The 11,913-nt window shown below is 64.7% G+C and carries 10 protein-coding genes; 3 read left to right on the top strand and 7 right to left on the bottom strand.

Annotated features, from left to right (window positions below):
- Positions 1 to 89 precede the first annotated feature (89 nt).
- Both AC0L2J_RS29785 and AC0L2J_RS29780 read right to left on the bottom strand, forming a co-directional pair.
- On the bottom strand, positions 90 to 905 hold the full coding sequence (locus AC0L2J_RS29785; RefSeq protein WP_473248120.1) for an acyl-CoA thioesterase: 816 nt from the start codon (positions 903 to 905) through the stop codon (positions 90 to 92).
- A 94-nt stretch (positions 906 to 999) separates the two neighbouring features.
- Positions 1,000 to 3,516, bottom strand: coding sequence for a glycogen/starch/alpha-glucan phosphorylase (locus tag AC0L2J_RS29780; RefSeq protein WP_063996776.1), 2,517 nt, complete (start codon positions 3,514 to 3,516; stop codon positions 1,000 to 1,002).
- Positions 3,517 to 3,745: 229 nt separating this feature from the next.
- Here AC0L2J_RS29780 and AC0L2J_RS29775 point away from each other — a divergent pair, with 229 nt between their 5' ends.
- Positions 3,746 to 3,976 (top strand): hypothetical protein, encoded by a 231-nt coding sequence (locus AC0L2J_RS29775; protein ID WP_156526946.1) that lies wholly within the window; start codon positions 3,746 to 3,748, stop codon positions 3,974 to 3,976.
- A gap of 93 nt (positions 3,977 to 4,069) precedes the next feature.
- Here the strand turns inward: AC0L2J_RS29775 and AC0L2J_RS29770 are convergent, their stop codons facing one another.
- Positions 4,070 to 4,354 carry a GIY-YIG nuclease family protein gene (locus AC0L2J_RS29770; protein WP_473248121.1) on the bottom strand — a complete coding sequence of 95 codons (285 nt, stop codon included), beginning with the start codon at positions 4,352 to 4,354 and terminating at the stop codon, positions 4,070 to 4,072.
- Positions 4,355 to 4,542: 188 nt separating this feature from the next.
- Between AC0L2J_RS29770 and AC0L2J_RS29765 the strand changes: the two genes are divergently transcribed.
- Positions 4,543 to 4,974, top strand: a complete 432-nt coding sequence (locus tag AC0L2J_RS29765) for a hypothetical protein (protein WP_007605013.1) — start codon at positions 4,543 to 4,545, stop codon at positions 4,972 to 4,974.
- 122 nt (positions 4,975 to 5,096) lie between these two features.
- On the opposite strand, the gene AC0L2J_RS29760 is transcribed toward AC0L2J_RS29765, so the two are convergent.
- Complete coding sequence (locus AC0L2J_RS29760; protein WP_473395382.1) at positions 5,097 to 5,870, bottom strand: DUF2865 domain-containing protein; 774 nt, start codon at positions 5,868 to 5,870, stop codon at positions 5,097 to 5,099.
- 297 nt (positions 5,871 to 6,167) lie between these two features.
- Positions 6,168 to 6,731 carry an orotate phosphoribosyltransferase gene (gene pyrE / locus AC0L2J_RS29755; RefSeq protein ID WP_007597730.1) on the bottom strand — a complete coding sequence of 188 codons (564 nt, stop codon included), beginning with the start codon at positions 6,729 to 6,731 and terminating at the stop codon, positions 6,168 to 6,170.
- A 187-nt stretch (positions 6,732 to 6,918) separates the two neighbouring features.
- On the opposite strand from pyrE, the gene AC0L2J_RS29750 reads away from it, so the two are divergent.
- Positions 6,919 to 7,545 carry a glutathione S-transferase family protein gene (locus tag AC0L2J_RS29750; protein ID WP_473395381.1) on the top strand — a complete coding sequence of 209 codons (627 nt, stop codon included), beginning with the start codon at positions 6,919 to 6,921 and terminating at the stop codon, positions 7,543 to 7,545.
- 163 nt (positions 7,546 to 7,708) lie between these two features.
- Here the strand turns inward: AC0L2J_RS29750 and AC0L2J_RS29745 are convergent, their stop codons facing one another.
- Positions 7,709 to 8,344, bottom strand: coding sequence for a LysE family translocator (locus tag AC0L2J_RS29745; protein ID WP_007605017.1), 636 nt, complete (start codon positions 8,342 to 8,344; stop codon positions 7,709 to 7,711).
- A 251-nt stretch (positions 8,345 to 8,595) separates the two neighbouring features.
- Positions 8,596 to 11,658: a DNA polymerase I gene (polA, locus tag AC0L2J_RS29740; RefSeq protein ID WP_473395380.1), complete on the bottom strand. Its 3,063-nt coding sequence runs from the start codon at positions 11,656 to 11,658 to the stop codon at positions 8,596 to 8,598.
- Between the last annotated feature and the right edge of the window lie 255 nt (positions 11,659 to 11,913).

The following is an 11,913-nucleotide window of genomic DNA, read 5'->3' as shown; positions in this document are numbered from 1 at the left end:
AAGAGAAGCGCTCGCGGAGAGAACCCCTCACCCGTCTCGTCGCTGCGCGACGAGCCACCCTCTCCCACAAGGGGAGAGGGGAAGAGCACTCACGCCTTGAAATACGCGATCTGCGTGGTCGTCGCGAGCAGCCTTCCGTTCGGCGACCACAGCTCGGCGTTCTGGTCGGCGTAGCTCTTGTGCATGATCTTTGAATCTGCGGTCGCCAGCACGCGGGTGATGTCCTCGGCCGCGAGCTCTTCGCTGTCGGTGTGGAAATACGTCGTCAGCGACACCGTGCCGAACGGCACCAGCTCGCGCCGCGCGTGGAAGATGCGCCCGAAGAAGGCGTCCGACATCGACATCAGCGACAGCATGTCGAGCTTGCGCGGCGTGCGGTCGGTGATCCAGATTTTCGAATAGGTGCCGGCGAGCTCGGACTTGGGCGGGCCGATCCGCATCTCGCCCTCGACGAAGCGGAATTCATACTGGTTGGCCCAGGACGCCGCGATCTTCGGGAACGGCATCGTCTCTTCGAACGGCTTTGCATCCGGATATTGCGCCACCCTGTGCTCCCAGGACGGCCGGCGTTCGGCGAATACGGCGGTGGCGAGCGTTGCGACCTCGCCGCCGCCTTGCGACAGTTCGACGCTCCAGTGCTGGCTGGAGCGGTTGGCCTTCACCAGCCGCACGTCCAGATCGAACGGCCCCTTCGCGATCGGCGCGCAGTAATTGACGGTGAGCGCCAGCGGATCGCCGGCACGTTCCGGATGCTCGATCAGCGCGCGCAGGATAGTCGCAGCCGTGACGCCGCCGAACGGGCCGACAAAGGCCCAATAGTCGTCGCTGGTATGTCCCTGCCAGCTCGAGTCGCCGGCGGTGACGCGGGTGGCGTCGTCGAAAGGGTGCGGGAGTTTGGCGTGCATCGTTCAATCCGGCTTCCAATGACGAACGTCATATCACGTCCGCCGCCGGCTTGTGCAATTACCTCGTGGGTAACCGATTTCACCTCGCGGAAATTCAGCCCGCGACGTCGCGCAGGGTCGGCAGCAGCGGCGTGGTCGGATTGACCGGCACGTTCCAGATCTCCTCGGCATATTCGCGGATGGTGCGGTCCGAGGAGAACCATGCCATGCGCGCGACGTTGAGGATCGAGGCGCGGGTCCAGGCCGGCGCCACCTGCCAGCGCGCATCGACGCTGCGCTGCGCCTCATAATAGGAATCGAAGTCGGCGCTGACCATGTAATGGTCGAGATAGCGCAGCGCATGCGCGATCGATTCGAATCGGCCGGGATCGCCGGGCGAGAACTCGCCGACACCGATCGCGTTGATGGCGCGCTGGAGCTTTGGCGAATTGCGGATCACGTCGGAAGCGTCCAGCCCCTGCTTGCGCCGGATCATCACGTCGCCGGCTTCCATGCCGAAGATCGCGATGTTCTCCGCGCCGACATGGTCGCGGATCTCGATGTTGGCGCCGTCGAGCGTGCCGATGGTGAGGGCGCCGTTCAGCGACAGCTTCATGTTGCCGGTGCCGGAGGCTTCCATGCCGGCGGTCGAGATCTGCTCGGAGAGGTCGGCCGCGGGAATGATCACTTCGGCGAGGCTGACATTGTAGTCGGGCAGGAACACGACCTTGAGCTTGCCGCCGATGGCGGGATCGTTGTTGACGACTTCCGCAACGTCGTTGATCAGCTTGATGATCAGCTTGGCGTAGCGGTAGCTCGCCGCGGCCTTGCCCGCAAAAATCTTCACCCGCGGCACCCAATTGCCGTTGGGATCGTCCTTGATCGCCTGGTACAGCGCGACCGTCTCGATGACGTTGAGGAGCTGGCGCTTGTATTCGTGGATACGCTTGATCTGCACGTCGAACAGCGCGGTCGGATCGACCTTGATGCCGAGCCGCTCGCCAATCAGACGCGCCAGCGCGGTCTTGTTGTGAAGCTTGACCGCGCGGAACCTCTTCTGGAATTCGACGTCGCTGGCGCGGGCTTCGATCAGGCTGAGCTGCGTCGGATCGTCGAGCACGGCATCGCCGCAGGTCTCGCGCAATAGATCGGTCAGCTTCGGGTTCGCCAGCATCAGCCAGCGGCGGAAGGTGATGCCGTTGGTCTTGTTGGTGATGCGGCCGGGATAGAGATGGTTGAGATCGTGGAACACGGTCTCGCGCATCAGGTCCGAATGCATCGCGGAGACGCCGTTGATGCGGTGCGAGCCGACGAAGGCGAGCTGGCCCATGCGCACGCGCCGCCCGCTCCTCTCGTCGATCAGCGAGACCGAGGCGCGAAAGTCGATGTCGCCGGGGGCGCGCGCCTCCGCGAGCGCGAGATGCTGCACGTTGATGCGGTAGATGATCTCGAGATGCCGCGGCAACAGCCGTTCGAACAGCTCGACCGGCCAGGTCTCCAGCGCCTCGGGCAGCAGGGTGTGGTTGGTGTAGGACAGCGTGGCGACCGTAATCTTCCAGGCCTCGTCCCAGCGGAAATTGTGATCGTCGATCAGGATCCGCATCAGCTCGGTGACGGCGAGGCTCGGATGGGTGTCGTTGAGTTGCACCGCGACCTTGCTCGACAGGCTGCGGAGCTGGCCGTCGGATGCAAGATGCCGCTTGATCAGGTCCTGCAGCGAAGCCGAGACGAAGAAATATTCCTGGCGCAGGCGCAGCTCGCGGCCCGCCGGGCTCTCGTCGTTCGGATAGAGGAATTTGCAGATGGCTTCGGCGCGCGACTGCTCGGCGCTGGCGCTGACATAGTCGCCGGTGTTGAAGGCGTCGAGCTTCAACGGATCGGGCGAGCGTGCCGACCACAGCCGCAGCGCGTTGACGTGCTGACCGCGCCAGCCGACGATCGGCGTGTCATAGGCCATCGCCTGCACGGTCTCGGACGGATGCCAGATCGCGCGATCGCGGCCCTTGTCGTCGACATGCTCGACGCCGCCGCCGAAGCGAATGTCATAGATCACTTCGGGCCGCTGCAATTCCCAGGGGTTGCCGAAGCCCAGCCATTCGTCTGGATATTCCTGCTGCCAGCCCTGATTGATGATCTGGCGGAACAGGCCGTAATCATAGCGGATGCCGTAGCCGATCGCGGGGATCGACAGCGTCGCCATGCTTTCCATGAAGCAGGCGGCGAGACGGCCCAAGCCGCCATTGCCGAGCGCCGCGTCCGGCTCGCATTTGCGCAGCTCCGGCAAGGAGACGCCGAGATCGCCGAGCGCGACCTCGAAGATCTTCAGCAGCCCCATATTGTTCAGCGCGTCGCTGAACAGGCGGCCGATCAGGAATTCGAGCGAGAGATAATAGACGCGCTTGCGCCCCGCATCGTAGCTGTGTTTCTCCGCCGTGAGCCAGCGATGCACGATGCGGTCGCGCAGCGCCAGCGCCGCGGCCTGGTACCAGTCGTGCTTGGTCGCCATGCCCGCATCCTTGCCGATGGCAAGGCGCAGCTTCGCCAGGATCGCACCCTTGATCTCAGCCAGCGCGAGTTCGTCGATGGGCTGGTTGGGGGCGGGGAAATTGGGCTGGAACGATGAATCTTGCAAAGTCGTCACTTCCTGGTCGCGAGAACACTACTGACCCTACGCATCTTGCCTCTGTACCGGAACCATTGCTGGTGCGACCGTGCACTGCGCTGGCGTAAAATTATGCAAGGAACGGGCCGATTTGGGAACCCGGACGCATACGGGGAAACGTGGATTAGGTGCTAGAATGGCGGCCAATTCAGCCATCAGTGTGGAGGAGACGTCCATGAAAGCTCTGATGAGACCTGTGATGCGACGGCTGATCGAAATCGCCGCGGCCACCTTCCTCGTCGTCTGCATCACCGCTTCCAGCGCCGCCTTCGCCGCCGGCAAGATCGGCCGCAGCGCCGACGGCCTGAGCTGCGCGGTTTCGCTCCCGCAAAACGCATCCCCCGCCGCCCGCTGCGCCGCCATCAAGCGCCAATGCGGCGGCAAGTTTTATGCGAGCGCGTGTGGGGATAGGTTGATGTCGGCGATGTGAGGACGATCGCGCGCTACAAAAACGGTGTCGTCCCGGCGAAGGCTCCCACTCAAATGTCGTCCTGGCGAAAGCCAGGACCCATTACCCCGACTTTCAGAGGAGGCCCGACCGGTCATTCCAGTCGGGATTCTCCTCCTCGATCAGCTTGATCTTCCAATCCCGCTTCCAGAACTTCAATTGCTTCTCGCGCGCGATAGCTTCCTGCGGAGTGGCAAATACTTCGACGTGCACCAGGCGGAAGATCTTGTATTTCAGAACGAACTTCGAACCCCGACCCGAACGGTGCAGCTCAAACCGCGCGCGGATGTCGTTGGTGATTCCGATATAGATCGTCCCGTGGTGGCGGCTTGCGAGGATGTAGACGAAGTAGCTGCTCATGGCCCAACCTCGCAAAAAGCAACGCTGACCGGGGTAATGGGTCCTGGCTTTCGCCAGAACGACGCTCTCATCCAACGCGCCGGCATCAGAACAAATTAAGAACACTTTAGCAAGTCTTTGATATATCATTGTGATTCGGCGTGTTGCCGACACAATATCTAGCGTCCGCCAGACTCTGCGAGGACTACATGTCCACCATTGCCTTCGATCAATTTGCCCTCACCAGGATCGCCGATTTCGCGCGCTCGCTGTCGCGGCTGCATCAGGCGGCGCGGCGCTACGCGGTCGACGACGACCAGTTCGACCGCGAGTTCAACGCGGTGTGCCAGTCGATCTGGGGCTACACCATCGACGACGTCAGCGACGATCTGTTTTCGTCGGAGGACCATCTGTTCCTCGACACGCTGGACGAAGCGCATGCGCGCATCTTCGCCGCGGAGCAGGGGTATGACCTCGTCGACGATCAGGGCATGCTCACCGACTGGTGGGGGTTTTGCTGGATGATCCTGGCCGAGAAGCGCGGCCTGCTCACGGCAGACAACCGCGCCGCCGCGCGCGCAGCGATCGAGGAGAAATATCTGGCGGCGCCGAACGTGATCGGCGTGATCATCGGGCGGTGACGGTCTCAACCCTCATCCTGAGGAGCTTGCGCAGCAAGCGTCTCGAAGGATGAAGGCCGAGCCGCAGCAGCCGGGCCTTCATGGTTCGAGACGCGCGTTCCGCGCTCCTCACCATGAGGATTTCAATCCAGCCCCGCGCGCTTTGCCGGCTTTTGTGTCTTCGGCACCGTCACGTCGGGCAGAGTCTCGCGCACGATCTCCGCGGCGGAGCCATCCGCCGCCACCGTGTCGGCGCGCACCGGCGCCACCTTCATCTCGCCGAGTCGCGCGCGGACCTGCGCGGTGAGACCGGGATAGGAGGCGACGGGGGTGAAGTCCGCGGTCTGGTCGTTGCCGACGCGGATGCCGGTATAGGCGACGAGACCGTCGCTGGTGGCGATCACGTCGCCGGGTTTTAGCGACGAGTCCAGCGCCAGATCGACCGGAGCAAGTCCGACCGGCTCGCGGCCGTTGCAGGTGCAGTCGGCGCGCAGCGCCTTGCGATAGGCGAACGCGTTCTCGCTGTCGGCATAGCGCTCGCCTGTCTGCGACGCGGCGCCGTCGATCGAGGAGCCGAAATAGATCTTGGTGGCGCTCGCAGGACAGAAGGCCTGACACATCTGCGCGGGCGAGGTGAGACCGCGCATCAGCGGAAAATATTTGCCGTCGCAGCTGCGCACGCAGAACGCCGGTCCCGAGCCGCCGGCCGCGGCCGAACGCGTCGGCGGCACGTATTGCGGGGATGCGGCATTCTGCTGGCCGGTGAAGGGGTCGGCGTAGGAGCTCGCCTGCTGCGGCACCTCACGCTGCGGCCGCTGCTGCTGCATTCCGCCGAAGAAGAAGTCGAACAGGCCTTCGGCCGAAACCGGGGCCGGAGCCGCAAGCAGCGGTGCTGCCAGTGTGGCGGCTACGAGCATCGCGCGACGCCGCCGGCGCGCATGGGACATGACTGTACGCAAACGCTTACTCCACCCGACGCTAACCAACCGGCCGGGACCATCAGGTCTCAGCACATGATTCACCATAAGGCGGGATGGTAAATGAGCGGTTGAGGGGGGAGGTCTTAGCGCGGACTCTCGTGCCCCGGACGCAGCGCAGCGCTCCTTGAGCGGTGCGCTGCAGAGCCGGGGCCTATGTCGATGGGGGAGCAAGGCCAGGTCCCGGTTCTGCGGCGCATCGTTACACGCTGCGCCGCGCCCGGGACACGAGAAGTATCAAGCCTTCAAGAACTCCGACGCCTTGTACAGCGAGCGGAATGGCAGGCCGGCCGCGCCAAAGGTGTCGTCGGCGCCTTCCTCGCGGTCGACCATGGTCAGCACCAGCACCACTTCAGCGCCGGTCTCGCGCACCGCTTCCACCGCCTTCATCGCCGAGCCCCCGGTGGTGGTGACATCCTCCACGATCACGACGCGCTTGCCCTCCAGCGTCTCGCCCCTGGGCAGCCCCTCGATCGCGAGCTTCGCGCCATGCTCCTTCGGCTTCTTGCGCACGAAGAAGGCCGCGATGGGATGGCCCTTGATCCAGGAGATCTGCGCCAGCGCGCCGGCCAGCGGCACCGCGCCCATCTCGAGCCCGCCGATGAAATCGAGATTGTCGTCCTTCAGCGCCTCATAGGTCAGCTCGGCGAGCAGAGTCGCACCCTCCGGGTCGAGCATGGTCGGCTTGAGGTTGAAATAGAAGTCGCTCTTGCGGCCCGACGCGAGCGTCACCTCGCCGCGGCCGAAGGAGCGCCGGCGGATGATCTCGAACAGGCGGGCGCGGGAGGCTGATTTAGACACGGCGGGCCCTCGGGAGCGTTTTTGGAAGTGGCGGAATTTATCCGCGACGGCCCCGACATTCCAGAGGGGGCTTCCCCCGTCAACAGGGATCGGCCATCCCGGCCCGCCGGTTGTGGGGGTGCAACGTTCTGGAGTAGGTGGATGCGGGATATCTGGGGCAAGAAGACTGGGCAAGGAAACGCGACAAATGACCATCGAGCTGCACACCTGGAACACGCCGAACGGCCGCAAGATCTCGGTTGCGCTGGAGGAAATGGGGCTGCCCTACAAGGTGATCCCGGTGAATATCAGCAAGGGCGAACAGATGGCGCCGGAGTTCCTGAAGCTCTCGCCCAACAACAAGATTCCCGCGATCCTCGATCCCGATGGCCCGGACGGCAAGCCGGTCAGCATCTTCGAATCGGGCGCGATCCTGCTGTATCTCGGCGAAAAGACCGGCAAATTCCTGCCGAAACCGCTTTCGGGCCGCATCCCCGTCTATGAATGGCTGATGTGGCAGATGGGCGGCTTCGGGCCGATGCCGGGCCAGGTGCACCATTTCATCGCGCTCGAGAACGAGCAGGACCGCGCCTACGGCCTCAAGCGCTACATGGCGGAGACGCGACGGCTCTACGGCGTCCTCGACCGCCGGCTGGAGGCCCGCGACTTCGTCGCCGGCGAGCTCTCGGTTGCTGATTTTGCCATCCTGGGCTGGGCCTGGCGTCACCCTCGCCACAAGGTTGACCTAACTGACTTTCCCAATGTGAAGCGCTGGTACGAGGCCCTGATGGCACGCCCGGCGGTGAAGCGGGGCATGGAGGCGAAGCTGGATTAGTTTCTCAGCTTCCGCATCGCGTGCCCCGGACGCAGTGCAGCGCGCAAGCGGTGCACTGCAGAGCCGGGGCCCATGCGGCGACGACACTGGGTCCCGGCTCTGCGCAGCACCGCAAGAGCGCTGCAGCGCGTCCGGGACACGAGCGCGCGGTTCGCGGCGTCGGCTACACCTTCCGCGCCTCGACCGCCATCCGCACCGCAAGCCCCGCCAGCACCGTGCCCATCAGCCAGCGCTGCACCAGCATCCAGCTTGGCCGGCTTGCGAGAAACAGCGCGATCGATCCTGCCGCGAGCGCGATCATGGCGTTCACGCTGACGCTGATCGCGATCTGGATCGCGCCGAGCACCACAGACTGCGCCAGCAGGCTGCCGGCGGCGGGATCGATGAACTGCGGCAGCAGCGCGAGGTAAAGCATCGCGATCTTCGGGTTGAGCAGATTGGTGACGAAGCCCATTGCGAACAATTTGCGCGGGCTGTCGATCGCAAGCTGCTTCACCTGGAACGGCGAGCGCCCGCCCGGCTTCACCGCCTGCCAGGCCAGCCACAATAGATAACCGGCGCCGGCAAAGCGCAGCGCGTCGTAGGCGAAGGGAACGGCGAGCAGCAGCGCCGTGATGCCGAACGCCGCGCACAGCATGTAGAACACGAAGCCGAGCGCCACGCCGCCGAGCGAGACGATGCCCGCCACTGGGCCCTGCGTGATCGAACGCGAGATCAGGTAGATCATGTTCGGCCCGGGCGTGAGCACGAGGCCGAGGCAGACGAGAGCGAAGCCGAGCAGGGCGGAGGTGTGGGGCATGGCTGAACCGGCGCGGGAGATGGTATGTTTTTAGTATGGGTGGCGCAGTGGGGCCATCGCGCAATTGCTCGGAGGACAATTCGATTCGCCGCCGCGTGCTCGGTGCGCTCCCTCGCCCCGTTCTTACGGGGAGAGGGTTGGGGTGAGGGGCTCTCTCCACGCATGAGATGGCCGTGGTACCTGTACCCCCTCACCCGGATCGCAAGAGCGATCCGACCTCTCCCCGCAAGCGGGGTGAGGTAAGAAAAAAATCAATGCGCCTCGTCCCAATTGTTCGCCGCGCGTGCATCGACGTGCAGCGGCACCGAGAGCAGCACGGCCGGGAACGGCGCGTCCTGCATCACGTGCTGCACGACGGGGAGCGTGGCCTCGACCTCCGCGTCCGGCACCTCGAAGATCAATTCGTCATGCACCTGCAGCAGCATCTGCGCAGACAGTTTCTTCAGGACCAGGGCGTCCTCCATCCGCGTCATGGCGCGGCGGATGATGTCGGCGGCGGTGCCCTGGAGCCGGGCGTTGATCGCGGCGCGCTCGTTGAAGGCGCGCACCGAGGCGTTCGAGGCCTTGATGTCGGGATAGTACATCTTCCGTCCGAACAGCGTGGTGACGTAGCCGTGGTTCCGGCAGAAGTCGCGCGTCTCGTCCATGTAGGCGCGGATCCCGGGGAAGCGCTCGAAGTATTTCTTGATGTAGGCGGAGGCCTCTTCGCGCCCGATGCCGAGCTGGTTGGCGAGGCCGAACGCTGAAATGCCGTAGATGATGCCGAAATTGATCGCCTTGGCGCGGCGCCGGATTTCGCTCGGCATGCCCTTGATGGGCACGCCGAACATTTCCGATGCCGTCATGGCGTGAATGTCGAGACCGTCGCGGAACGCCTGCTGCAGCACGGGAATGTCGGCGATCTCGGCGAGCAGCCGTAGCTCGATCTGCGAATAGTCGGCGGAGACCAGCTTGTGCCCCGGCGTTGCGATGAAGGCGCGGCGGATTTTTCTGCCGTCCTCGGTGCGCACCGGAATGTTCTGCAAATTCGGCTCGTTCGACGACAGCCGGCCCGTCGTGGTGGCGGCCAGCGCATAGGTCGTGTGGACGCGGTGGGTCTGGGGATTGACGTAGGTCGGCAGCGCGTCGGTGTAGGTCGATTTCAGCTTCGAGACCTGGCGCCACTCCAGAATCTTCTTCGGGAGGTCGTGGCCCTGCTCGGCGAGCTCGTCGAGCACCTGAGCGGTGGTGGACCACGCGCCGGTCTTGGTCTTGGTTCCGCCGGACAGTCCCATCTTGCCGAACAGGATGTCGCCGATCTGCTTCGGGCTGCCGACATTGACGGGCTCGCCCGCGATCTGCTGGATCTCGGCTTCGACACGGGCCGCGGTCTGGGCGAAGTCGCCGGAGAGGCGCGACAGCACCTGGCGGTCGATCGAGATGCCGCGCCGCTCCATGCGTGCGAGCACCGATACCAGGGGTCGTTCCAGCGTCTCGTAGACCGTGGTCATGTGCTCGGCGACGAGGCGCGGCTTCAGCACGCGCCAGACGCGCAAGGTCACGTCGGCGCCTTCCGCCGATAGCGGCGCGGCCTTGTCGACCGGCACCTGGTCGAACGTGATCTTGCCCTTGCCGCTGCCGAGGAGCTCGCCCTCCTTGAGCATGGCGTGGCCAAACCAGCGCTCGGACAGCTGCTCCAGCGCGTGCGAGCCGCGGCCGGCGTCGAGCACGTAGGAGATCAGCTGCGCATCGTCGGTGTTGCGCAGTGTGATGCCGTGCTGCGCCAGCATCACCGCGGTGAATTTGACGTCGAAGCCGATCTTGAGAATGCCTGGTGATTCCAGTACCGGCCGTAGCGCCTCGATTGCATCAGTGTGCTTGACCTGGTCGGGCGCGAGTCCCGCGTCGAACAGGCCGGCGCCGCCGCCGGATTGCTTGTGCGCCAGCGGCACGTAGCAGGCCTCGTTCGGCGCCAGCGCCAGAGCGATGCCGCAGAGATCGGCCTGCATCGGATCGATCGAGTTTGCCCGGATCTCGACCGCGACGTGGCCGGCATCATGGATACGCGCGATGAAGGCGTTCAATTCCGCGAGCGTCTTGATGGCCTGGTACTTGCTGCGGTCAACCGGGAGCTTGCGCAAAGCCTCTTCGCGCGCGGCGGCGAGAGAAATCGGCGCGCCCTTCGGGCTCGCGGCCTTGTCCTCCTTGCTCGCCGATGCGTTGCGCTGGCCCACTGGCGCTTGCGGCGGCGCGCCGGTTCCCGGGGCCGGCACGACGTCCGAAGGCGGCAGCGGCGAGAAGACGCTGGCACCGCTGGCATAGCCCGGATCGGCATCGACGTTGGCCGGATCGATCTGCGAGAACTCGGCGACGCGGCGCGTCAGCGTGGAAAATTCCATCGCCTTCAGGAACGCGATCAGCTTGCGCGCATCGGGCTCGTGGACGGCGAGATCGTCCAGCGGGACTTCGAGGTCGACCTTGTCGTCGAGCAATACCAGCTGCCGCGAGATGCGCGCCTTCTCGGCGTTCTCGATCAACGCCTCGCGCCGCTTCGGCTGCTTGATCTCGGTGGCGCGGAACAGCAGCTGCTCGAGATCGCCATATTCAACGATCAGCTGCGCGGCGGTCTTGATGCCGATGCCGGGCACGCCAGGAACGTTGTCGGTGGAATCGCCGGCCAGCGCCTGCACTTCCACCACCTTCTCCGGCGGTACGCCAAACTTCTCGATCACCTCGGGGATGCCGATGCGGCGGTCCTTCATGGTGTCGTACATGGTGACGCAATCGGTGACGAGTTGCATCAGGTCCTTGTCGGAGGACACGATTGTCGCGCTCGCGCCGCGCTCGCAGGCTTGCCGCACATAGGTCGCAATCAGATCGTCGGCCTCGAAGCCGACCTGTTCCAGGCAGGGCAGGTCGAAGGCGCGCACCGCCTCGCGGATCAGCGCGAATTGCGGGATCAGATCGTCCGGGGCCGGCGCCCGGTGCGCCTTGTACTCAGGATAGATCTTGTTGCGGAAGGTGATTTCCGACTTGTCGAAGATGATCGCCAGATGCGTCGGCCGGTTGTCCTCGGGCATCTCGCGCAACAGCTTCCACAGCATGTTGCAGAAACCGAGCACGGCGTTGACCTGCAAGCCGTCGGACTTGCGGTTCATCGGCGGCAGCGCGTGATAGGCGCGGAAGATGTAGCCGGAACCGTCGACCAGGAAGACATGGTCGCCCTTGCCGGCGGCCTTGGCGCCGATTGGTTTGGCAGCAGCTGTCGCAGCAGCCGGCTTTGTTTCGGCCTTGGCGACGGTCTTCGGGGATGTCTTGGGAGATGTCTTGGGCATGGCCGCAATGTATGAATTTTTGCGGACTTTGACAGCCTTGGGAGGGGGATTTTTGGACCCGTGGCGCTGCTATCCCCACTGTCATTCCCCGCGAAAGCGGGGAATCCAGTACGCCGCGGCCTCTCGGCTCAATCACTGACGTCTCGGCGTGCTGGGTCGGGCCGGGGACCCCGGCGGCGCCAACGAGACGGGGGGGATTTAGCCCCCCGCCCCCCCCCCCCCGGGGTGGTTGGCGCCGGGCAGCAACCCAACGGG

The organism is Bradyrhizobium sp. MV1.5 (genome assembly GCF_055807615.1).
Note: the sequence above shows the minus strand (reverse complement) of the source record. Positions and strands in the feature narration are given on the sequence as shown.

What these genes read in the sequence shown, in the direction of transcription:
- AC0L2J_RS29745 (WP_007605017.1), bottom strand. Translation starts at nt 8,344, where the DNA reads ATGCCCCACACCTCCGCCCTGCTCGGCTTCGCTCTCGTCTGCCTCGGC.
- polA (WP_473395380.1), bottom strand. Translation starts at nt 11,658, where the DNA reads ATGCCCAAGACATCTCCCAAGACATCCCCGAAGACCGTCGCCAAGGCC.
- AC0L2J_RS29765 (WP_007605013.1), top strand. Translation starts at nt 4,543, where the DNA reads ATGTCCACCATTGCCTTCGATCAATTTGCCCTCACCAGGATCGCCGAT.
- AC0L2J_RS29750 (WP_473395381.1), top strand. Translation starts at nt 6,919, where the DNA reads ATGACCATCGAGCTGCACACCTGGAACACGCCGAACGGCCGCAAGATC.
- AC0L2J_RS29770 (WP_473248121.1), bottom strand. Translation starts at nt 4,354, where the DNA reads ATGAGCAGCTACTTCGTCTACATCCTCGCAAGCCGCCACCACGGGACG.
- AC0L2J_RS29775 (WP_156526946.1), top strand. Translation starts at nt 3,746, where the DNA reads ATGCGACGGCTGATCGAAATCGCCGCGGCCACCTTCCTCGTCGTCTGC.
- AC0L2J_RS29785 (WP_473248120.1), bottom strand. Translation starts at nt 905, where the DNA reads ATGCACGCCAAACTCCCGCACCCTTTCGACGACGCCACCCGCGTCACC.
- AC0L2J_RS29760 (WP_473395382.1), bottom strand. Translation starts at nt 5,870, where the DNA reads ATGCTCGTAGCCGCCACACTGGCAGCACCGCTGCTTGCGGCTCCGGCC.